23 protein-coding genes and 1 riboswitch are annotated in these 21,154 nt (G+C 73.2%); of the genes, 10 read left to right on the top strand and 13 right to left on the bottom strand.

Going from position 1 to position 21,154, the window contains the following annotated elements:
• Positions 1–10 precede the first annotated feature (10 nt).
• Positions 11–196 (bottom strand): hypothetical protein, encoded by a 186-nt coding sequence (locus tag LIV55_RS07410; RefSeq protein WP_068270527.1) that lies wholly within the window; start codon positions 194–196, stop codon positions 11–13.
• A gap of 153 nt (positions 197–349) precedes the next feature.
• Here LIV55_RS07410 and LIV55_RS07405 point away from each other — a divergent pair, with 153 nt between their 5' ends.
• Positions 350–1,150 carry a GTPase domain-containing protein gene (locus LIV55_RS07405; protein WP_229299784.1) on the top strand — a complete coding sequence of 267 codons (801 nt, stop codon included), beginning with the start codon at positions 350–352 and terminating at the stop codon, positions 1,148–1,150.
• 64 nt (positions 1,151–1,214) lie between these two features.
• Complete coding sequence (locus LIV55_RS07400) at positions 1,215–1,580, top strand: hypothetical protein (protein WP_068270532.1); 366 nt, start codon at positions 1,215–1,217, stop codon at positions 1,578–1,580.
• 143 nt (positions 1,581–1,723) lie between these two features.
• On the opposite strand, the gene LIV55_RS07395 is transcribed toward LIV55_RS07400, so the two are convergent.
• Positions 1,724–2,185, bottom strand: a complete 462-nt coding sequence (locus LIV55_RS07395) for a VOC family protein (RefSeq protein WP_229299783.1) — start codon at positions 2,183–2,185, stop codon at positions 1,724–1,726.
• Between the two features lie 69 nt (positions 2,186–2,254).
• Between LIV55_RS07395 and LIV55_RS07390 the strand changes: the two genes are divergently transcribed.
• Positions 2,255–2,557 (top strand): thiamine-binding protein, encoded by a 303-nt coding sequence (locus LIV55_RS07390; RefSeq protein WP_068270538.1) that lies wholly within the window; start codon positions 2,255–2,257, stop codon positions 2,555–2,557.
• A 43-nt stretch (positions 2,558–2,600) separates the two neighbouring features.
• On the top strand, positions 2,601–3,242 hold the full coding sequence (locus tag LIV55_RS07385; RefSeq protein WP_229299782.1) for an isochorismatase family protein: 642 nt from the start codon (positions 2,601–2,603) through the stop codon (positions 3,240–3,242).
• A gap of 44 nt (positions 3,243–3,286) precedes the next feature.
• Here LIV55_RS07385 and LIV55_RS07380 read toward each other — a convergent pair whose 3' ends face one another.
• Complete coding sequence (locus tag LIV55_RS07380) at positions 3,287–3,607, bottom strand: putative quinol monooxygenase (protein WP_068270544.1); 321 nt, start codon at positions 3,605–3,607, stop codon at positions 3,287–3,289.
• A gap of 79 nt (positions 3,608–3,686) precedes the next feature.
• Here LIV55_RS07380 and LIV55_RS07375 point away from each other — a divergent pair, with 79 nt between their 5' ends.
• Positions 3,687–4,184 (top strand): metallophosphoesterase family protein, encoded by a 498-nt coding sequence (locus tag LIV55_RS07375; RefSeq protein ID WP_229299781.1) that lies wholly within the window; start codon positions 3,687–3,689, stop codon positions 4,182–4,184.
• 110 nt (positions 4,185–4,294) lie between these two features.
• Here the strand turns inward: LIV55_RS07375 and LIV55_RS07370 are convergent, their stop codons facing one another.
• Positions 4,295–5,713, bottom strand: a complete 1,419-nt coding sequence (locus LIV55_RS07370; RefSeq protein WP_229299780.1) for an aspartate aminotransferase family protein — start codon at positions 5,711–5,713, stop codon at positions 4,295–4,297.
• 234 nt (positions 5,714–5,947) lie between these two features.
• Positions 5,948–6,113, top strand: a riboswitch (cyclic di-AMP (ydaO/yuaA leader).
• On the opposite strand from LIV55_RS07370, the gene LIV55_RS17145 reads away from it, so the two are divergent.
• The 3 genes from LIV55_RS17145 to LIV55_RS07350 all read left to right on the top strand — a co-directional run bounded on the left by LIV55_RS17145 (position 6,109) and on the right by LIV55_RS07350 (position 9,815).
• Positions 6,109–6,861, top strand: a complete 753-nt coding sequence (locus LIV55_RS17145; RefSeq protein WP_308012883.1) for a C40 family peptidase — start codon at positions 6,109–6,111, stop codon at positions 6,859–6,861. It overlaps the preceding riboswitch by 5 nt.
• Positions 6,862–6,970: 109 nt before the next feature.
• Positions 6,971–8,794, top strand: a complete 1,824-nt coding sequence (locus LIV55_RS17140) for a S8 family serine peptidase (RefSeq protein ID WP_308012882.1) — start codon at positions 6,971–6,973, stop codon at positions 8,792–8,794.
• Positions 8,795–8,819: 25 nt separating this feature from the next.
• The gene (locus LIV55_RS07350) at positions 8,820–9,815 is read left to right on the top strand and encodes a GTP pyrophosphokinase (RefSeq protein WP_123093431.1); all 996 of its coding nucleotides are present in this window, start codon (positions 8,820–8,822) and stop codon (positions 9,813–9,815) included.
• 237 nt (positions 9,816–10,052) lie between these two features.
• On the opposite strand, the gene LIV55_RS07345 is transcribed toward LIV55_RS07350, so the two are convergent.
• The 4 genes from LIV55_RS07345 to LIV55_RS07330 are packed head-to-tail and all read right to left on the bottom strand — an operon-like array spanning position 10,053 to position 14,825.
• Positions 10,053–10,490, bottom strand: a complete 438-nt coding sequence (locus tag LIV55_RS07345) for a TfoX/Sxy family protein (protein WP_229299779.1) — start codon at positions 10,488–10,490, stop codon at positions 10,053–10,055.
• Positions 10,491–10,534: 44 nt separating this feature from the next.
• Entirely contained in the window at positions 10,535–11,317 is a 783-nt protein-coding gene (locus tag LIV55_RS07340) for a sulfite exporter TauE/SafE family protein (protein WP_229299778.1), read from the bottom strand.
• A complete protein-coding gene (locus LIV55_RS07335; RefSeq protein WP_068270561.1) occupies positions 11,314–13,380 on the bottom strand; it encodes a vWA domain-containing protein in 2,067 nt (688 codons plus the stop codon). Before LIV55_RS07335 ends, LIV55_RS07340 begins: the two co-directional genes overlap by 4 nt.
• 2 nt (positions 13,381–13,382) lie before the next feature.
• Positions 13,383–14,825: a magnesium chelatase ATPase subunit I gene (locus LIV55_RS07330; protein WP_372456512.1), complete on the bottom strand. Its 1,443-nt coding sequence runs from the start codon at positions 14,823–14,825 to the stop codon at positions 13,383–13,385.
• A gap of 160 nt (positions 14,826–14,985) precedes the next feature.
• Between LIV55_RS07330 and LIV55_RS07325 the strand changes: the two genes are divergently transcribed.
• Positions 14,986–15,306: a hypothetical protein gene (locus tag LIV55_RS07325; protein ID WP_229299777.1), complete on the top strand. Its 321-nt coding sequence runs from the start codon at positions 14,986–14,988 to the stop codon at positions 15,304–15,306.
• 74 nt (positions 15,307–15,380) lie between these two features.
• On the opposite strand, the gene LIV55_RS07320 is transcribed toward LIV55_RS07325, so the two are convergent.
• On the bottom strand, positions 15,381–15,689 hold the full coding sequence (locus LIV55_RS07320; RefSeq protein WP_229299776.1) for a hypothetical protein: 309 nt from the start codon (positions 15,687–15,689) through the stop codon (positions 15,381–15,383).
• A 112-nt stretch (positions 15,690–15,801) separates the two neighbouring features.
• Here LIV55_RS07320 and LIV55_RS07315 point away from each other — a divergent pair, with 112 nt between their 5' ends.
• A complete protein-coding gene (locus LIV55_RS07315) occupies positions 15,802–16,650 on the top strand; it encodes an HAD-IIA family hydrolase (RefSeq protein ID WP_229299775.1) in 849 nt (282 codons plus the stop codon).
• Between the two features lie 130 nt (positions 16,651–16,780).
• On the opposite strand, the gene LIV55_RS07310 is transcribed toward LIV55_RS07315, so the two are convergent.
• The 4 genes from LIV55_RS07310 to lhgD all read right to left on the bottom strand — a co-directional run bounded on the left by LIV55_RS07310 (position 16,781) and on the right by lhgD (position 21,153).
• Positions 16,781–18,226 carry a peptide MFS transporter gene (locus LIV55_RS07310; RefSeq protein WP_123093437.1) on the bottom strand — a complete coding sequence of 482 codons (1,446 nt, stop codon included), beginning with the start codon at positions 18,224–18,226 and terminating at the stop codon, positions 16,781–16,783.
• 113 nt (positions 18,227–18,339) lie between these two features.
• Positions 18,340–19,035 (bottom strand): DsbA family oxidoreductase, encoded by a 696-nt coding sequence (locus LIV55_RS07305; RefSeq protein ID WP_425551766.1) that lies wholly within the window; start codon positions 19,033–19,035, stop codon positions 18,340–18,342.
• A 55-nt stretch (positions 19,036–19,090) separates the two neighbouring features.
• Positions 19,091–19,879, bottom strand: a complete 789-nt coding sequence (locus LIV55_RS17135; protein ID WP_229299773.1) for a siderophore-interacting protein — start codon at positions 19,877–19,879, stop codon at positions 19,091–19,093.
• 65 nt (positions 19,880–19,944) lie between these two features.
• A complete protein-coding gene (gene lhgD / locus LIV55_RS07295) occupies positions 19,945–21,153 on the bottom strand; it encodes an L-2-hydroxyglutarate dehydrogenase (protein ID WP_308012881.1) in 1,209 nt (402 codons plus the stop codon).
• Between the last annotated feature and the right edge of the window lies 1 nt (position 21,154).

The following is a 21,154-nucleotide window of genomic DNA, read 5'->3' as shown; positions in this document are numbered from 1 at the left end:
GGGCCTGCCGTCAGGCGCTGACGGAGTCCGGGCGGGTGCCGATGAGCCGCAGGGAGGCCATGCCGCACGACGGGCACGGGTGCACGAGCGGGGCGTCGACCTCCGGCCAGATGACGCGGAAGGTCGTGTGCCGCCGGCAGCGGTAGGCGACGGCGCGGGCGGTGCGGAGCGATCGTGCGGAGCGTGTCCTGGCCATGCACGGGATCTCACACCCTCGGTGTTTCCCGTTGTGAGAGAACGTGTTTCGCGGGTGTTGCGTGATGACCGCCCAGGTCGGAGGCCGGAGAACCCCCGCGGGTGTGATGGGCTGGGTCCTGACCGACCCGCCCCACCACCCGAGGTGACGACGATGACCCCTTCGAGCCGATCCGTGCGCTCCAGCCTCAGCGGCCCGGCCCGCACCGCCATCGGCACGAGCATCGCCGGCGGTGCGCTCGGCGCGCTGACCAACGGGCCGGGCCACCTCACCCACCTCTTCCGCGGCCGCTTCCCCACCGTCGCCGTCACCGGGATGACCGGGGTCGGCAAGACCCGCCTCGCCGACACACTCGCCCGGCGCAGCCCCACCCTGGGCAGCGACGACGTCGGGTCGGCGACGATGGAGCGGCGCACCCGCAAGACGGCGAAGGGGCGCGGCTTCCGCTTCCGCGTCGTGCCCGGCGACAACGCGGCGACCCGGCTCAGCGCGCTCGACGAGGTCTTCCACGACGACCCCGTCGACGGGGTGCTCCACGTCGTCGCCTACGGGCACGCGACCCCGCGGCGCACCGGCGGCACCACCGGTGTCGCGCAGGCGACGCGCGAGGAGCTGCTCGCCGACGAGCTCGAGGACTGGTCGATCACCGCGCACCGCATCGCCTCGATGGCCGTGCGCCGCGACCGCCCGATCTGGCTCGTCGTCGTCGTGACGAAGACCGACCTCTTCGAGGACGAGCTCGACGGGGCGGTGCGCTACTACTCCCCCGGCAGCGGGTCCCCCTTCGCCCGGCGCCTCGACGAGCTGCGCTCGCTCGCGGGCGGGGCGAAGCTGTCGATCGACGTGCTGCCGATGGCCGCGCCCGACGGGACGAAGCTCGGCAAGGGCTCGGCCGCCGAGCGCCAGCTGAGCGCTCTCGAGACCCGGATGGCACAGCTGAGCGGGCACGTCTGAGCACACCCGCAGGGGTGGGGGCCGTGCGGCCCCACGCGCGGTCCGCGAGCGGTTGACTGACCTCATGGCGAAGTACCGCGTCCACGAGGCGGGGGTCGCACGCGCTCACGAGCGCATCGAGGCCCGCCAGTACGTCCTCGACAGCACCTGGACGGAGGTCCAGCCAGGTGCGGAGCGTCGCAACGCCTATCTCGAGCGGCACTCGTGGCAGGAGTACGCGCAGTGGCACCTCGGGCTGTGCGAGGGCGCGGGCGAGGAGACGAAGGGGAGGTACGCCTTCGCGTACGGCGACCTGCGTCGGGTGCACCGCTCGGCGCTCATCGCGTGCGTCTACCGGGCCTCCGAGTGGCACCACAAGTCCGTCGAGCTCGCCGCCCACGACCTCCTCCAGCACCTCGACGAGGTCGCCGGCATCGGCGACCACGAGTAGGGCTCTTCGCTGGTGGAGGTGCGAGCGCCGGCCAGCCCCTTTCGCTGGTCGAGGTGCGAGCGCCAGCGAGCCTCGAGACCACCGCCAGCCCTTCGCTGGTCGAGGTGCGAGCGCCAGCGAGCCTCGAGACCACCGCAGCCCCGTCAGTCGAGGCAGAACTCGTTGCCCTCGGGGTCCTGCATGACGACGAAGCCGGCCGACATCGGCGGGGCCGGCTCCTCGCGGCGCACGCGGGTCGCCCCGAGCGCGACGAGCCGCTCGCACTCGCCCTCGAGCGCCGACATCCGCTCCGACCCCTCGAGCCCCGGCGCGGCCCGCACGTCGAGGTGCACGCGGTTCTTCACCGTCTTCGCCTCGGGGACCCGCTGGAAGAAGACCCGCGGACCCACCCCGTCGGGGTCCTCGACCGCCGACGCGTCGCCCCAGCGGGCCTGCGGCACGCCGCGCGCCGCGAGGAAGGCGTGCCACGCCTCGAGCGGGTCCTCGCCCTCTGCGAGCTCGTGCCCGGGCGGCGGCGGGATCCGGTAGCCGAGGGCCTGCGCCCAGAAGCGGCTCAGCGTCTCGGGGTCGTCGGCGTCGATCGTCACCTGGATCGTCCTGGCCATCGACCGAGCCTGGCACGACGCCCGCACGCTGACCAGACCTGGGCGAGCAGACCTGGCTACGGTGGCGGCATGCTCGTCGCCTTCTCCGTCGCCCCGTCCACCACGACCGACCCCGAGGGCTCGGTGAGCGAGGCCGTCGCCGCCGCCGTCCGGGTCGTGCGCGACTCGGGCCTGCCGCACCGCACCGACGCGATGTTCACGACCGTCGAGGGCGAGTGGCAGGAGTGCATGGACGTCGTGCGCCGCGCGTGCGAGGCCGTCCAGGCGCACAGCCCGCGCGTCTCGCTCGTGCTCAAGGCCGACATCCGCGAGGGCCACACCGGGATGCTCGACGCGAAGGTCCAGCGCGTCGAGGAGCACCTGCGGGACTGACCCGACCCGGACCCGCTGGCACCCCCACCCGAGGAGATCCCCCATGGCCGCACCCCGCCGCGCTCTCGTCGTCATCGACGTCCAGCAGGAGTACTTCGAGGGTCTGCTGCAGATCCAGCACCCGCCGCGCGAGGAGTCGCGCGCCCGCGTCGTCGAGGCGATGACCGCGGCCGCAGACGCAGGCGTGCCCGTCGTCGTCGTGCGGCACGCGGCACCTGCCGGCTCGCCGGTCTTCGACCCCGCGACCCCGACCTTCGAGCTGCACCCCGACGTCGCCGCCCTCGCGGAGGGCGCGACGCTCCAGATCACGAAGTCCTTCGCCAGCGTCTTCGCCGGCACCGGGCTCGAGGAGTGGCTGCGCGAGCACGACGTCGACACCGTCACCCTCGTCGGCTACATGACGAACAACTGCGTCCTCGGGTCCGCGGCCGCTGCCGAGCCGCTCGGTCTGAGCGTCGAGGTGCTCTCGGACGCCACCGGGGCCATCGACATCGTCAACGCCGCCGGGTCGGCACCGGCCCAGCAGGTGCACGACACCCTCATGGCGCTGCTCGCCTCGAGCTGGGCTGCCGTTGCCACGACGAGCGCCTGGGTGGACGCGCTGCGCTCCGGCGAGACGTTGCCCGCGGACAACCTCGTCGAGTCGGCCGCACGCGGGCGCGAGACCCGCCCGGCGCAGGCGTAGCCGGCGAAGGGGGGACCGGTCCGGTCCCCCCTTCGCCCGCCCGGTCAGTCGACGCTGATCTCGCCCATCGGCTCCCAGCCGTCGCCGTCGACCTGCCGCGAGACGATGAGCGGGGTCGAGACGAGGTACTGAGGGAAGACCTCGCGCATCCTCGCGAAGTGCTCGGAGCGCACGTGCGGCTCGGCGCCGTCGTCGTCGAAGGCCTCGAGCAGGACGTAGGTCGTCGGGTCCTCGACGCTGCGGGACCACTCGAACCACTTGTTGCCCGGCTCCGCGCGGGTCGCCTCGGTGAACTCGCGGCTGATCTGCGGCCACTCGTCGGCGTGCTCGGGCTTGATCGCGAACTTGACGTTGATGAGGATCATGGATCCCACGATGTCAGAGCGGACAGGCCCGGCAGGCCGCGGCCCGGGGGTCTCGTCCCGGCGATGGCACGCTGGCCTCATGCTCGACGTCCTCGTCGTCTCCGACACCCACGCCCCCCGCTTCTGGAAGGCGCTGCCAGGCCCCCTTCGCGCCCCGCTCGAGCGGGCCGACCTCGTCCTGCACGCGGGTGACGTGTGCACGCCGGGCGTCCTCGACACCCTCGCCGAGCACGCCCCGGTGCACGTCGTCCTCGGCAACAACGACGGTCCCGAGGTCGCCGCGTGGGGCGGCGGGGTGCCCGAGACCCTCGAGCTCGACCTCGACGGCTTACGGGTCGCGATGATCCACGACTCGGGGGCGAAGGGGGGTCGCGACCGCCGCATGCGGCGCCGCTTCGAGACCGCCGACCTCGTCGTCTTCGGGCACTCGCACATCCCGATGGACGACGACACCGGCGCGGTGCACCTCTTCAACCCCGGCTCGCCGACGGACAAGCGCCGCCAGCCCCGCCCCACCTACGGCTGGTTGCGCGTCGAGGACGGGCGGCTGGTGAGCCACGAGGTCGTCGAGATCTGACCCGGACCCCGCGCACCGACCCTCGCCGCGACCCCAGCTACCACGCAGTACTGGTCGTGATCACGACCAGTACTGCGTGGTAGCTCGCGGGAGAGCCGGGCGGGTGGAGGTCAGCCGCGCAGCGCGCGCCCGAGCTCGGTGTACTGCTCGACGAGCCCATCCATGTCGGCCTGCGTGTGCGCGAGCGAGACGAGCCACTGCTCGTCGAGCCCGGGCGGGGTGAGGACGCCGCGGTTGACGCCCCACAGCCAGGACAGCTCGGCGACGCCGAAGTCGGTCGCCTTGTAGTCGCGGTAGTTGCGCACCGGTCCGCTCGACCACGTGACGCAGCCCTTGAGACCCATACCGACGGTGTGCGCGGGCAGCTCGAGCTCGCGGATGACGTCGTCGATCCGGCCGAGCGTGCCGAGGTTGATGTCCTCGGCGGTCTGCAGCGCCTCGTGGGTGCACACCTCGTCGACGGCCTCGGCGGCCGCCATGACGAGCGGGTTGCCGTTGTACGTGCCGAAGTGGGCCATCCGGCCGTCGACGACGACCTGCATGACCTCGGCGGTGCCGCCGAAGGCCGCGAGCGGGAGCCCGCCGCCGATGCTCTTGGCGAGGGTGACGAGGTCGGGCTTGACCCCGATGCGCTGCGAGGCGCCGCCGTAGCCGGCGGTGAGCCCGGTCTTGACCTCGTCGAAGATCAGCAGGGTGCCCGCGGCGTCGCACGCGGCGCGCACACCGGCGAGGTAGCCCTCGTCGGGCAGGACGATCGCGAGGTTCTCGACGACCGGCTCCATGACGACGGCCGCGACCTGCGAGCCGTGCTGCTCGAGGATGCGCTGCAGGTAGGGCAGGTCGTTGTAGGGCACGACGTGGACGGTGCCGGCCTCGACGTCGAAGGGGACCTCGGGCGTCGGCGCCTCGGCGGGACCGGCATCGGCGAGGTCGGGCTTGACGGAGACCTGGAGGGCGTCGTACCCGCCGTGGTACCCCCCTTCGATCTTGATGATCGCCTTGCGCTCGGTGTACGCGCGGGCCGCGCGGACGGCGTACATGAGGGACTCGGTGCCCGACTGCGTGAAGCGCAGCATGTCGAGACCGAAGCGCTCCTGGTAGCGCTCGGCGACCCGCGTCGCCGTCGGCGACGGGGTGACGAAGAGCGTGCCGACCTCGGCGAGGGCGTGCTGGACGCGCTCGACGACGACGGGGTTGAGGTGCCCGACGAGCATCGCGCCGAAGCCCATCGACAGGTCGAGCAGCTGACGGCCGTCGACGTCGGTGAGGTGCGCCCCGCGCGCCGAGGTGATGGAGATCGGGTAGGGCTCCCAGTGCTGGAAGGACGAGGTGACGCCGAGCGGGAGCGACTTGCTCGCGCGGGCGTTGTGCTCACCGGACCCCGGGGTGTCCTTGGTGAAGCGCTCCCACTCCTGGACGAGGAGGGCCTGGACCCGGTCCTGGTCGAGCGGGGTGGAGCTGGACGGGAGCACCCGTCGAGCCGCCGGGTCCGCGGCCGGCCAGCTCGGGGTCGGGGTCGCGTCGGACATGTCATCGCCTCCTGACGGGGCGGCCGACGGCCGCCGTGGTGGGCTCATCATGACGCACGCGAGGACGGCGGCGAAGGGGGATCGAGCGCGCCCTGCGCGGTCGCCGCGGGCCGTCCCGCCGTCGGCGGGCGAGAAAAGAAGGTCACGGGCTGGTAAAGGCGGCGTCTCTGGCCTACTCTTCAGGCACCTCCTGACGACGGGAGGAAGGCCTCCAGGCACGCCGAGTCCCGCCAGCTCGGAGGTCCCCCTGATTTGCGACATGGCGGGAGCGGGGGACCCAACTTCTACCGACCGGTCAGCCGGTCTCGGGGTGAAGCCGGGTCGTCCACCGTGACGACCGGCGGGGTGCATCTCCACCCTAATCCGACAGCTCACCTCGAAGGCGCTGGAGACACATGAACACATATGCCGGCCGCCACCGCGCGCCCAAGAGCACCCCGTCCATCGCCCGTGCGGGCGCCACCGCCGCCACCTCCCTGGCCGCCGTCGCCGTCGCGGTGCCCGCCGCGGGCGCCGCGTCCGCCGCCCCTGCGAGCGTCGCCACCCCGGCCGCCATCGCCGCGTCGAGCACGAGCACCGCCACCATCCGCACGCTGTGGCAGGGCCACCGCGGCGGTCTCGTCAAGCAGGTCCAGCGCAAGGTCGGCGTGAGCGCCGACGGCGTCTTCGGCCCCCGCACGAAGACCGCCGTCAAGAGCTGGCAGAAGCGTCACGGCCTCACCGCCGACGGCGTCGTCGGCCCGCGCACCGCCGCCAAGATGGGTCTGCGCGCCACGACCGCGAAGAAGAAGACCGCGTCGCGCACGAGCACCCGCACCTCGAGCATCGTCGCGACCGCCGCGCGCTACTACGGCACCCCCTACCGCTACGGCGGCACCTCGCCGTCGACCGGCTTCGACTGCTCCGGCTTCACCGGCTATGTCCTCAAGCAGCACGGCAAGTCGCTGCCGCGCACCGCCGAGGCCCAGCGCCGCGCCGCGTGGAAGACGAGCAACCCCCAGCCCGGCGACCTCGTCTTCTTCGGCGCCCCCGCCTACCACGTCGGCATCTACGCCGGCGCCGGCAAGATCATCGACTCGGGCCGCAGCGGCACGAGCGTGAGCAAGCGCGCCATCTGGACCAACCAGGTGAGCTACGGCCGCTTCTGAGCCGACCCACCGACGAAGGGGGACCCGTGGCGAGCGCCGCGGGTCCCCCTTCGTCGTCGGGGCCCCGGTGAGGCATCGTGGTCCCGTCAGCGAGCGAAGGGGTGTCACCGTGGGACGGTCGACGAGACGTGCAGGTGCGGGGGGCGCGCTGCGCCGGGCAGGGGCGCTCGGGGTGGTCGTCGGGGTGAGCCTGTCGGCGTGCTCGATGGTCTCGATCGGACGTGAGGAGACCGAGGCCTCGGGCGAATCGGCGAGCTCGAGCGGCTCGTCGAGCCCGACGAGCTCCGCGGCCCTGCCGCAGGGCACCCAGAGCACGTCGTCGGTGACGACCTACCCGGTGACCGAGCCCGAGGGGCTCGAGTGGGTGGTGCTCGTCGACGACCCCGCCCAGACCCGTGCGGTCGCCGACCGCCTGCTCGGCGCCGGCGAGCCGGTCATCTCGGTCAACACCGCTGTCGGCATGGTCGCGGTGCGCACGAGCGACGAGGGCTTCGAGGAGCGGGCCGCGCAGGTCGACGGCGTGAGCGCGGTCGCGACCGACCGCGACCCGGCGTGGCAGGGACCCGAGGAGGACGGCTCGGGCGCGATGTCGCTCCCGGCCGCCACCTCCGTGCCCGCCGTCCGGCGCGCGACCCCCGCCCCGGCCCGGCCGTCGGCTGCGTCGGCCGCGCCGAAGGCCGACCCCCTCGACGACCGGTTGTGGGGCATGAGCCTCATCGGGGCGCCGCAGGCCCAGGCCGCCGCGGGTGACGGCGACGAGGGCGTGACGGTCGCCGTCATCGACTCGGGCGTCGACGTCACCCACCCCGACCTGTCCGGCGTCGTCGACGTCGATCGGTCCCGCAACTTCGTCGTCGACCGACCGGAGATCGACGGCGACTGCGAGCAGGACTCGTGCGTCGACCCCGTCGAGGAGGACCCGAGCGGTCACGGCACCCACGTCGCCGGCACCATCGCGGCCGCGCGCAACGGGCTCGGCGTCACGGGTGTCGCGCCCGGTGTGCGGCTGGTCAACCTGCGCGCCGGGTCCGACACCGGCATGTTCTACCTCGCGCCCACGGTCAACGCGATCACGGCCGCGGCCGACCTCGACGTCGACGTGGCGAACATGAGCTTCTACGTCGACCCATGGCGCTACGCGTGCGCCGGTGGTGCCCCGGGCGACACCCCCGCGCAGGCCGCGATGCAGGACCTGACGATCGAGCTCGTCGGGCGTGCCCTCGCCGACGCCCACGACCGGGGCGTCACCCTCGTCGCGGCGGCCGGCAACGGGCGCGGCGACCACGGCGACCCGGGTACGGACACGACGAGCCCGAACTACGGCGGCGAGGCACGTGAGCGCACCATCGACGCGGACGACTGCCTCAGCCTGCCCACGGAGGGCGAGCAGGTCATCGCCGTGAGCTCCGTCGGCCCCGACCGCGAGCTCGCCGAGTACTCCGACATCACGAGCGACCCGAGCAGCGGCACGCTCGACCTCGCCGCCCCGGGCGGTCCCGCGACGGGCGGGCCGGACGCGGTGCTGTCGACCTACCCGGCTGCCGCGCTGCGCGACGGCGGTCTCGTCGACGGCGAGGGCCGGGTGACCGACGCCGGGGCCCAGATGGGCGTCGAGCGCTCCTGCCCGCGCGGCACCGGCGCCGACGACGCCGACCCCTCCGCCCGGTGCGGCTACTACCAGGGCCTCGTCGGCACCTCGATGGCGAGCCCGCACGTCGCGGGCGCCGCGGCCCTCGTCATCAGCGCCGACCCCGACCTCACCCCCGACGAGGTGGCCGAGGTGCTCGGCGAGACCGCCCGCTCGCAGCGCTGCCCGGCGACCCCGAGCGCGGCCGGTCCGTGCGTCGGCGACCGTGACCTCAACGGCTACTTCGGTCGGGGGCTCGTCGACGCCGAGGCGGCGGTGGACGCCGCCGAGAAGCAGGCAGGCTGACGGTCGTGCGTGGGAGGGTTCGGGCATGAGCGACAGCGTCCGCCGAGCAGTGACCCGATACGCCGAGACCTACCCCGAGCTCGAGGTGCTCACCGGTGAGTGGGTCGCGCGCGTGACGGCGATGCTCGACGAGGCCGGGATCAACTACCTCACGGTGAGCGGCCGGGCGAAGGCCGTGGCGTCCTTCTCGGCGAAGGCGGCCCGGCGTCTGGACGGCGAGCTCGTCTACGACGACCCGCTCGTCGACATCACCGACCAGGTCGGGGTGCGGGTCATCACCTACGTCGCGAGCGACGTCGTCGCCGTGGCCGAGCTGCTCGCCGACCAGCTGACCGTCCTCGACGACCGCGACCTCGGTCTGGAGACGGCCGGCGAGGGCCGCTTCGGCTACGCGAGCCGGCACGTCCTCGTCACCCGTGACACCGGCGAGGGCGTGAGCTACGACCGGACCCGCTGCGCCTCGGTGCAGCTGCGCACCGTCCTGCAGCACGCGTGGGCCGAGTTCGAGCACGACATCCGCTACAAGGGCAGCGTCCCCGAGCAGCTCGTCGCCGACCTCGACCGCCGCTTCACCCTCGCCGCCGGGCTCATCGAGCTCGCCGACAAGGAGTTCTCGGCGATCCGCGACCGCCTCCAGCTCCAGCTCGGCTCGCAGCCGGCCGAGGCCGTCACCGATGACCCGCGCATCGGCGCCAGCGAGCTCACCGCCTTCCTCGCCGGCCGGTACTCGACCGCCGGCTGGTCGCGCACCGACCGCTACGCGTGGATCGGCGGGCTGCTCCTCGAGCTCGGCATCACCTCGCTCGACGAGCTGAGCGAGCTGCTCCAGGGCATCGACAGCGACGACGTCACCGCGCAGATGGGCTACCGCTACCCGCCGGGCGCCGTGCGCCGTCTCGACGACGACCTCCTCCACCACTTCGGCCGGCTCTACCTCGACCTGCCCGGCAACGCCCACCGCCGCGACGCCCTGTCCGCCCGGATGGCCAAGCTCACCACGCCCCCACCCCCCGAGGCCTGACCCCCTTCGCCCCCGCCCCGCCGTCTCGCCTCACCCGCCGTCTCGCCCCACCCGCCCTACTCGCCCCACCCGCCCCAAGTTTCTCGGGTCACCCGATAAACCCCGGCTTCGCATGAGTCAGGTACTCGTGCGAAGCCGGGGTAACTCTTGCTGAGCAGGCGAAGGGGGAGCTCGTCACCCCTTCGCCGGGAGCGCGGGCACCCCTCCCATCGAGTCCAGATCCTTCGCCCCGCCGTCTCACCCCACCGGTCCCAAGTTTCTCGGGTCACCCGATAAACCCCGGCTTCGCATGAGTCCGGTACTGGTGCGAAGCCGGGGTAACTCTTGCTGAGGAGGCGAAGGGGGAGCCCGCCACCCCTTCGGCGGGAGGGTGGCCACCCGACGCAGGCCCATCTCGACGAGCTCGGCGAGGTCCTCGTCGGTGAGCTCGGCATCGGGGGCGGTCTCGTACCAGCCGCTCGTCGTGCGCCCGCGCATCTGCATCGGGGCGAGCAGCGGGTGGGCGCCGTCGGTCGCGTCGGCCCGCACCATGAGCGCCCCGCGGCTGCCGGCGGCGACCGCCAGGTGCCCGTCGACCATGAAGCCGAGACCCCCGAACATCGCCCGCTCGGTCGTGCCGGGCTGGTCCGCGAGCAGCTGTCTGATCCGTCGCGCGAGCACCTCGTCGTAGGCCACGGGACCAGTCTGCCGAGGGGGCTTCGTCCCCGCCAGGGTCCGCCTCAGCCCAGCGCGCCGGCGGCCAGGTAGAGCGCGAGGCCCATGCCGCACACGCCGACGGCCCACCGCATCGGGGTCTCCGGCACGACCCGCACGACCGCCGGCCCGACGAAGGCGCCGATGACCGAGCCGACCATGACGGCGACGGCCGCGCGGTAGTCGACGGGGGCGAGCAAGACGTAGCCGATGGACCCGGCGGCGTTGGCGGCACCGGTCGCGACGTTCTTCACCGCGTTGGTCACCGCGAGCGGCTCGACCCGCTCGAGCGAGAGCAGCGCGAGCGCGATGACCCCGGCACCCGCCCCGAAGTACCCCCCGTAGATCCCCATCGCGAGCAGGGCGACGAACCACGCGCCGCGCCGACGCCGCGCGTGCGGGTCGGGCTGCAGCGAGTGCGGGTCGGAGTGTCGGGCCGACCACACCCGGATCCGGTCTCGAAGAAGCAGCAGCACCGCGCCGAGGAGCACCATCCACGGCACGACGAGCTCGAAGACCCCGGCCGGCGCCGAGAGCAGCAGCGCCGCCCCGATCGCCCCACCGACCGCCGTCACCGGGATGAGCCGGACGAGCCGGGCGCCCTGCCCGGCGAGCTCGCGCTGCGACCCGGCGACCGACCCGACGGTGATGCCGAAGAGCGAGACCGTGTTCGTCACGTTGGCGACGAGCGGCGGCAGCCCGGCGGCGAGCAGGGCGGGATAGCTGATGAGCGAGGCCAGCCCGGTCATGGACCCGACGAGACCGGCACCGACGCCGGCCAGGACGAGCCACAGGAGGTCGGCGCTCACTCCCCCGTGGCCCAGGAGCCGCGGTCGCCGTACCAGCCACCGAAGCGTCCGCCGCCGAACCTGCCGTACCCGTCGTCCTCCGGGCCGAGGTTCGAGAAGCCGGTCCGCGAGCGCAGGTAGGACCCGACGACGGCCGCGCCGAGGTCGTCGAGCTCGGGGGCGACGACCGAGCCGTCGACCCGCCGGGCCATGGAGTCGACGAAGCGGGCCAGGCCCGGGTCCTCGCCGAGGCGGAAGAAGGTCGTCTGCGCACCGAGGCGGCGCGACGTCTCGAGCTCGGTCACCGTCAGCGAGAGGGTCAGCGGGTGCGGCGGGTAGTCGAAGAACGGCTCGCCCTGGGGCATGAGGTGCGCGGTGGGCTCGCCGTCGGTCACGACCAGCAGCACCGGCTGGCTCGCCGGGTGCTTGCGGAAGAAGCGGTTGGCCAGGAGCAGCCCGTGGTGGAGGTTCGTGCCCTTGTCGTACATCGCGTCGAGCCCGGTGAGCTCCTCGATCTCCATCGAGCGCGCGTACCGCCCGAAGCCGATGAGCTGCAGGTCGTCGCCGCGGAAGCGCGTGCTCACGAGCTGGTGCAGCGCGAGCGCGGTCCGCTTCATCGGCACCCAGCGCCCGTCCATCGCCATCGAGAAGGACGTGTCGACGAGCAGGGCCACGGCCGAGCGGGTCCGCGCCTCGGTCTCGGTGACCTCGACGTCACGGATGTCGATGCGAAGGGAGGTGAGGTCACCCCCTTCGCCCGCGGTGCGGCGCACGGCGTTGCCCACCGTCGCGGTGACGTCCCACGGCTCGGTGTCGCCGAACTGCCACTCGCGGGTGCCGCCGGTGCGCTCGCCGGCCGCGCCGGACGTGCGGTTGTCGTGCTGGCCGGTGCGGCGCGAGAGCCGCTCGGTCGCGTCCTTGAGCAGGCTCTGCCCGAGCCGGCGCATCGCGGTCGGCGACAGGCGCAGCTCGCCGTCGGCGCCACGCCGCAGGTAGCCGCTGTCGCGCAACGCGCGCTCGAGCTCGGCGAGGGTCCGGGCGTCGACGACGGAGTCGTCGCCGAGCTGGCGCTGGAGGGCGTCGAGGTCGACGTCGTCGAGGCGGGCGCCCTCGTGGGCCTGGGCCAGCTGGTCGGCGAGGGCGTCGAGGTCGGCGAGGTCCTGCAGCACCCCGGTGCCGTCGCCGAGCCCGACGCCCTGGTCACCGCTGAAGCGCTCCGAGCCCGACCAGTCCTCGCCCGGTCGCAGCGACTGCAGGGCCCCGTCGATGCGCTGCAGGCTCTCCGCGAGCTGCGGCGACCCGAAGGCCTGGGCGGAGAGCTGCATGAGCTCGTCACGCTGCTCCTGCGTCATCGACGCCATCATCCGGGCGGCCGCCGCAGAGCGCGCCGCGAGGGCGTCGATCAGCTCGTCGACGTCCTGCGGGTCCTCGGGGAAGAAGTCGCCGTGCTTGGCCATGAAGTCGGCGAAGTCCTGCTCGGTGTCCGCACCCTGCGCGTGCTTGTCGAGCAGCTCGCCGAGGTCGTCGAGCATCTCCTGGACCTGCTGGCGGTCCTGCTCGGTCGCCCCCTCGAGCGCCTGCTTCATCCCGGCGAAGCGCTGGTCGAGCATCTCGCGGCCGAGGAGGTCCTTGATCCGCTCGAAGTCGGCGCGCGCCTGCGGCGAGCGCCACTCGTAGTCGGAGAGCTCGCTGACGGCCGCGGCCGGCGAGTCGGGCAGGCCGTCGAGGCGCATCTGCGCGAAGGCCCGGTCCGTGTCGTCCATGTCGACGTCACGGGCGAGCTGCCCGCGCTCGGCGAGCACCGCGGACTCGAGCAGCTCGGAGATCTCGGCGAGGGTGCCGCCGAGATCGGTCTCCTCGAGCAGCTCGCGGCGGCGCTCGGCGACCCGACGGGCGAGGTCGTCGAGACCTCGCTGGTCGACGCTGCCGCGACGCAGGTACTCGCGCATCGCCCGCTCGGGCGAGGAGCCGGCCATGACGTCCTCGCCGATGGCCTGCAGCGCGTCGCCGAGGTCGACCGGTGGCGCGAGCGGGTCCGGGCCGCCGGTGTAGCGGCCGTAACGAGAGCGGTGCCGGCGTGCCACGGTCAGGCCCCGTAGACGACGCTCGAGCCGTCGCTGTCCTTGTCGACCTTGCGCGCGAGGTAGAGCCCTTCGAGGGCGAGCTCGACGGCACCGGCGCGCTCCCCAGCGTCGGTGGCGGCGAAGCGGTCGGCGATCTCGTCGTAGAGCGCGTCGTCGTCGTCGAGGTCGGGCAGCGAGGAGAGCAGCTCGTCCGCGGTCACCCGGTCGCCCGTGGTCACGGACGCGCCATCGGCGATGGCCTCGACGAGGGCGGCGAGGTCGACCCCGCGCAGCCGCTCGCGCACGGCGTCGACGGTCGCGCTGCGCAGCAGGTGGGTGAGGATCGCGTCCTCGCGGCCCTCCTCACCGGCCTCGAACTCGATCTTGCCGCCGAGGACGTCGACGGCGGTCTCGATGTCGACGAGACGGGCGACCGGCTCCCCTTCGCCGCGCACGCTCGCCCGGTGCAGCGCCGCAGCCGCGACGGTCTCGGCGCCGGCGATGGAGAAGCGGGCCGAGACGCCGGAGCGCTGGTCGACCGAGGAGGACTCGCGCAGCGCGCGGGTGAAGCGGGCGAGGATCTCGACGAGGACGTCGGGGACGCTCGCGACGAGGTCGGCCTCCTGGCGCACGACCGCCATCTCGTCCTCGAGCTCGACGGGGTAGTGCGTGCGGATCTCGGCGCCGAAGCGGTCCTTGAGCGGGGTGATGATGCGCCCACGGTTCGTGTAGTCCTCGGGGTTGGCCGAGGCGACGACGAGGACGTCGAGCGGCAGCCGCAGGAGGTAGCCGCGGATCTGGATGTCGCGCTCCTCCATGACGTTGAGCATCGCGACCTGGATGCGCTCGGCGAGGTCGGGCAGCTCGTTGATCGCGACGATGCCGCGGTGGCTGCGCGGGATGAGCCCGAAGTGGATGGTCTCGGGGTCGCCGAGCCGGCGCCCCTCGGCCACCCGCATCGGGTCGACGTCACCGATGAGGTCGCCGACGGAGGTGTCGGGCGTCGCGAGCTTCTCCGCGTACCGCTCGTCACGGTGGCGCCACACGACGGGCAGGTCGTCGCCGAGCTCGGCGGCTCGGCGCTGGGTCTCGACGGCGATCGGCTGATACGGGTGCTCGCCGATCTCGGAGCCCTCGACGACGGGGCTCCACTCGTCGAGCAGCCCGACGACACTGCGCAGCAGCCGGGTCTTGCCCTGGCCGCGCTCGCCGAGGAGGACGACGTCGTGGCCGGCGAGAACCGCGCGCTCGAGCTGGGGGATGACCGTGTCCTGCAGGCCGTGCATGCCGGGCCAGGGGTCACGCCCCTCGCGCAGCGCGGAGAGCAGGTTGTCCCGCATCTCCTGGCGAAGGGGGCGCAGCGTATGGCCGCTGCGGCGCAGCTCGCCAAGGGTCGTGGGTGCCGGCCGGGTCGTGCCGGCGGACTCGAAGGGGTGGGGCGTCGCGATCTCGAGCGGGTCCGTCACTTCTTGAACGCTACTCCGCGGATCCGACAGCGCTAAGAGCGCCGGGTGGTCTGTCCAGGGTGTGGGCCCCTCGGTCTCGTCCTCTGCGACGAAGGACCCCCGGCGGGCCGCCCCACCCGTTAGCGTCTCCCCACCGGGTCGTCGAGGGCGGGGTGATGGCATGACGTGGACGCGGGTGGTCCTCGTGGGCGCCCTCACGCTGCCGCTCCTCACGGCCTGCGGCAGCTCCAGACCCTGCCCCGAGCCGATCTCGGTCGAGGGCTCGCGACAGGTCTACGCGGCGCAGGACGCCGACGGCGTCGACGTCGTGGACTGCGAGATGGTCGGTGACTGGGTCGCGGTCGGCGACGTCACCCTGGGCATCCCCGAGCCGGGTCACGGCGTCGGCGGGCAGGGCGCGGGAGGCGGGAGCGACCCCGGCCGCGGCGGCAGCGCCACGACCTCGTCCTCCGGGGTGCTGACGACCGAGGTGCTGGAGTAGCGGGGCGCGGGGGTAGGTGCGGTGGTGTCGAGGGTCAGGCCCAGTGGGCCTTCGCACCTCGACCACCACGGTCCTCAGCGCCGGTCGGCGAGGAGGTAGGCGGTGGCGGCAGCGCCGAGGGAGACGGCGGCGACGGAGGGCCAGGTGCCGATCTTCTTCGCGAGCGGGTGCGAGACGCCCATCGAGGCCCAGTAGCCCGCGGTGAGACCGGCGGCGAGCGGGGTGCCGCCGGCAGCCCGCCAGGCGGGCACCGAGAGCACGTTCGCGGCCGCCATGACGGCTCCGCCGAGCGGGCGCACGCCGGTGCGCTGGGCGAGCGTGAAGCCCCCGGCGAGGCCGGCGGCGAGCAGAGGAGCGGTGGGCAGGCTGCGCAGGTCGGGCATGCCGCCAGCGTATGCCCGTCCATCTCCCGAGGAGCTGGTACCAGCCCCAGGTACAACCCCCGCGCGTGCCAGCCTCTCGGCGATGGGCAGCAGGGGTGGGCACACTGGGCCCATGGCGATCTCCGAGCCCCCGGCCGATGCCCCCTTCGTCGACGCCTGGCTGACCGACATGGACGGCGTGCTCGTCCACGAGGAGCAGGCGATCCCCGGCGCGGCCGACTTCATCGCCGCGCTGCGCGACAGCGGCGTGCGCTACCAGGTCCTGACGAACAACTCGATCTACACCCCGCGCGACCTGCGGGCGCGGCTGCTGCACAGCGGCATCGACGTGCCCGAGGAGGCGATCTGGACCTCGGCGCTCGCGACGGCCACCTTCCTCGCCGAGCAGCGCCCGCACGGGTCCGCCTTCGTCGTCGGCGAGGCGGGGCTGACGACGGCCCTGCACGAGGCGGGCTACACGATGACGCCGCGCGACCCGGACTACGTCGTCCTCGGCGAGACCCGCACGTACTCCTTCGAGGCGATCACGGCGGCGATCCGGCTCGTCGAGCGGGGCGCCCGTTTCATCGCGACCAACCCCGACGTCTCCGGGCCCTCGCCGCAGGGCACCCTCCCCGCGACCGGCTCCGTCGCCGCGCTCATCACCGCCGCCACCGGCCGCCAGCCGTACTACGTCGGCAAGCCCAACCCGCTGATGATGCGCACCGCGCTCAACCGGATCGAGGCGCACTCCGAGCACACCGTCATGGTCGGCGACCGCATGGACACCGACGTCATCGGCGGCCAGGAGGCCGGGATGCGCACGGTGCTCGTCCTCACCGGGTCCACGAGCCGCGACCAGGTCGAGACCTTCCCCTACCGCCCCACCCGCGTCGCCGACTCCATCGCCGACCTCGTCCCCCTCGTCACCGAGCGGCTCCGCCGCTCCGACCAGCACGAACGGCTCCGCCGCGAGGACTGACCCGACAGCTCCGCCGCGAGGACCGTCACGAGCCGACCCGGTTGGGGATTGACCCCGCCCACGCACGCACGAGCGGCGCCGCCCAGATGACCCGGACGGCGCCGCTGCGCGTGGACGAGGGACGACGGGGTCAGTCGACCCCGGCCATGAGCCGCTTGATCGGCTTGCTGATCGCGACGACGACGAGCCCGGTGATGACCGCGACGAGCCCGACCCAGAAGAAGAAGGGTCCCTCCGAGCTCTCGTCGTAGTACCCGGCGAGCGTGCCCGCCATCGCGGTGCCCAGCGAGATCGAGAGGAAGAAGAGCGCCATCATCTGCGTCGTGTACTTCGGCGGCGCGAGCTTCGTCGTCATCGACAGGCCCACCGGCGAGATGAGCAGCTCGGCGATGGTGAAGACGAGCAGGATCCCGACGAGGCCGAGCAGCGGGGCCGAGCCGGCACCCGCGGGCATGAGCAGGAAGAGGAAGAAGGCCAGACCCATGACGACCGTGGCGACGCCGAACTTCAGCGGCGTCGACGGCTGGCGCCGGCCGAGCCGGGTCCACAGCGCGGCGAAGACACCCGCGAGCGCGATGATGAAGACCGGGTTGATCGACTGGACCCACGACACCGGCATCTCCCACCCGAAGAGGTCGCGGTCGAGCCGCTTGTCCGAGTAGATCGTCACGACGGTGAACTGCTGCTGGTAGAGCGACCAGAAGACCGCGTTGCACACGAAGAGCGGGATGAAGGCGAGCACGCGGGTGCGCGCGACCCCGGTGACGTCCTTGTCGCGCAGGATGATCGCGAAGTACGCGACCGTCGCGACGACGACGGCGCCGATGACGATGTTGGCCAGGCGCTCCGCCGAGATGACGCCGGTCGCGACGAGCGCGGCGACGACGACGAGCGCGACGACGCCCCCGACGACGTAGCCGCGCCGCTTGGCGGCGGGCAGGGGGTTGGCGACGTGGTGCGAGTGCTCGGGCAGCCCGCGGCGGCCGATCGTGTACTGCACGAGACCGAGCGCCATGCCGACCGCGGCCGCGAGGAAGCCGGCGTGGAAGCCCCACTCCTTCTGCAGCACGCCGGTGAGCAGCGGCCCGATGAGCGCACCGATGTTGATGCCCATGTAGAAGAGCGAGAAGCCGGCGTCACGGCGCGTGTCGCCCTCGTCGTAGAGGGTCCCGACGAGCGAGCTCGCGTTGGCCTTGACCCCGCCCGAGCCGATGGCGATGAGCACGAGGCCCACCCCGACGCCGAGCAGACCGGGCAGCAGCGACAGCGCGATGTGGCCGAGCATGACGACGACGGCCGAGTAGAAGAGCGTGCGCTCCGGCCCGAGGACGCGGTCGGCGAGCCACGCGGCGAGGACGGTCGAGAGGTAGACCGCACCGCCGTAGGCGCCGACGATCTGCGTCGCGGTGCCCTCGTCGATCCCGAGCCCGCCCTGGGCGGCCGAGTAGTACAGGTAGATGAGCAGGATGCCCTGCATGCCGTAGAAGCTGAAGCGCTCCCACAGCTCGACCCCGAAGAGGTTGGCCAGCACTCCCGGCTGACCGAAGAAGCGGGTGTCCCGGGGGTGGTCCGTCACGGTTGCTTGCTGACTTGGCACTCTCTCCACGATGCCACCACCGGCTCGATCTGCGAAGTCGGGGGGGGCACCCCCCTCGGCGGCCGCGGCCTGACGACGGGGGCGCGAAGGGGTCAGATCGCGCAGCCGTCGGGGCCGCAGGCGGCGGCGTCGCCGCCGATCGGCTGCAGCGGGTTGCTCTCGCGCCAGGCCTGCTCGAGGGCCTGGGTGAAGACCTCGGCGGGCTGGGCTCCGGACACCGCGTACTTCATGTCGAGCACGAAGAAGGGCACGCCCTGGATGCCCAGCGAGCGCGCCGTGTCGAAGTCGCCCTGCACCTCGCGACCGACCTCGGGGTCGTCGAGACCGGCCCGCACGGTCGCCTCGTCGACGCCCGCGGCGCCGCCGATCGCGACGAGCACGTCGTCGTCACCGATGTCGAGACCGCGCACGAAGTGGGCGTCGAGCAGCGCCTCCTTGACCTCGTCCTGCACACCGGCGCGGGCGGCGACGTGCAGCAGGTGGTGGGCACGCAGGCTGTTGGCCACGACGAGGGAGTCGAAGTCGTAGGTCAGGCCCTCGCCGGCCGCCTGCTCGGCGACGTGCGCGGTCATCTGGCGCACCTGCTCGGCCGCCATGCCCTTGCGCTGCACGAGGTAGTCGACCTCGGTGCCGTCGTAGTGCCGCGGCAGGCTCGGGTCGAGCTGGTAGCTGTGCCAGGTGACGGTGACGTCGTCCTTGTGGGCGAAGCCGGCGAGCGCGCTCTCGAAGCGGCGCTTGCCGATGTAGCACCACGGGCAGGCGATGTCGGACCAGATGTCGATGTGCAGGGCCATGCCGGGGTCAACCCGGCCCGGCCCCCGGATGTTCCGGGCGAAGGGGGGGTCAGCCCTCCGTGGCCGCGAGCTCGGACTTCCACTCGCGGAAGCCCTCCTCGGTGCGCCCCCGGCGCCAGTACCCGGAGATCGACAGGTCGGCGCGGGGCACCTCGCGCTCGCGCACGAGGTAGGGCCGGATGCCGTGCATGACCTCGTGCGCCTCGCCGTGGACGAAGACCTGGACGCGCCCCCCGCGCCAGGGCAGCGCGCGCACCGCCTCGGCGAAGGGCTCGCCCGGCCCCTGCCGGTGCACGACGGTGACCCGGACGTGCTCGGGCGCCTCGAGGTGCGGCGGGGCGTCGGGCCCCTCGACGACGACGACGCACTCGCCCGTCGCGTCGTCGGGCAGGGCCGCGAGCGCCGCGGAGATCGCCGGGACGGCGGACTCGTCGCCGGCGAGCAGGTGCCAGTCGGCGTCGGGGTCGGGTGCGTAGGCCCCGCCGGGCCCGTTGGCGAGCAGGGTGTCGCCGGGCTCGGCCCGGGTGGCCCACGGGCCGGCGACGCCCTCGTCGCCGTGGACGACGAAGTCGATGGCGAGCGTGCCGGCGGCGACGTCGGGCTCCAGCGCCGTGTACGTGCGCACGACCGGCATGTCCTGCGGGTCCGTGCTCGCGCGGGCTGACCGCATGTCGAAGTCGGCCGGCAGGGTCGTGCCCGGCCTCGGGAAGATCAGCTTGACGTAGCGGTCCGTGTGGACGCTGCCCTCGAAGGCGGACAGGTCGTCGCTGCGGAAGTGCACGCGGCGCAGGTGCGCGGTGAGGTCCTCGGTGCGGGTGACGGTGAGATGGGTGAGCACGAGCGCTCCTCGGTGACGGTGTTAGGCCAGCCTAACCGCGCCCCCTTCGTGGATCTCGTGGGGCGTCAGGCCTCGGCCATCGCGTCGACGACGTGCTCGGCGATCGCCAGGCTCGACGTCGCCGCGGGCGAGGGCGCGTTGAGCACGCACGTCACCTCGCCGACCGTCGTGATCCGGAAGTCGTCGACGAGCGAGCCGTCGCGCTCGATCGCCTGCGCCCGCACCCCCGCACCCCCGCGCTCGACGTCGTCGACGCCGATCTCGGGCACGTAGCGCTGAGCCCCGGCCATGTAGGCCCTCGTCGACAGGGACCCGCGGACCTCCTGGATCCCCGTGCGCCAGTTGGCCCGCGCCAGCTGCCAGAAGCCCGGCCAGGTGGCCGTCTCGGCGAGATCGCGAAGGGAGACCTGCCGCCACCCGTAGCCCTCGCGCCGCAGCGCGAGGACGGCGTTGGGGCCGACCTCGAGACCGCCGCCGACCCGGCGGGTGAAGTGCACGCCGAGGAAGGGGTAGCGGGGGTCGGGCACCGGGTAGACCATGCCGCGCACGAGATCGGCCTTCGCGGGCGTGACCTCCATGTACTCGCCGCGGAAGGGGATGATCCGCAGCTCGCGCTGCCCGTCGACCCGCTGCGCGAGCCGGTCGCCGTGCAGCCCTGCGCAGACGACGAGCTCGTCGACGACGACCTCGTCGGCGCCCTGAGCGGACCCGAGGACGAGACGCACGCGGCCCCGCTCGCGGCGGATGTCAGACACCTCGGCACCCAGGCGCACCTCGCCGCCGGCCGCACGGACCTCGGCGGCCATCGCCTCGGCCATGCCGACGTAGTCGGTGATCGCGGTGGCCGGCGAGTGCAGGGCCGCCAGGCCCTGGGCGTGCGGCTCGACGTCGCGGATGCCGGCGGCGTCGACCCGGCGCAGACCCGGGACGGCGTTGGCGCTCGCCGTGCGCTCGAGCGCGTCGAGACGCGCGACCTCGTCGGGCTCGACGGCGACGACGAGCTTGCCGCACTCGTCGTAGGCGATGCCGTGCTCGGCGCAGTAGTCCTTGAGCAGCTGACGACCGCGCGTGCACAGGCGGGCCTTGAGCGAGCCGGGGGCATAGTAGATACCGGCGTGGACGACCCCGGAGTTGTGCCCGGTCTGGTGAGCGGCGATCCGCTCCTCCTTCTCGAGCACGACGACGCGGTCGTCGGGCCGGCGGCGGGTCAGCTCGCGGGCGACGGCCAGGCCGACGATCCCGCCCCCGATGACCCCGACGGTGCGCTGGGCCACG

The sequence above is a fragment of the Janibacter melonis genome, assembly GCF_020567375.1.
Lineage (GTDB): Bacteria > Actinomycetota > Actinomycetes > Actinomycetales > Dermatophilaceae > Marihabitans > Marihabitans melonis.
Note: the sequence above shows the minus strand (reverse complement) of the source record. Positions and strands in the feature narration are given on the sequence as shown.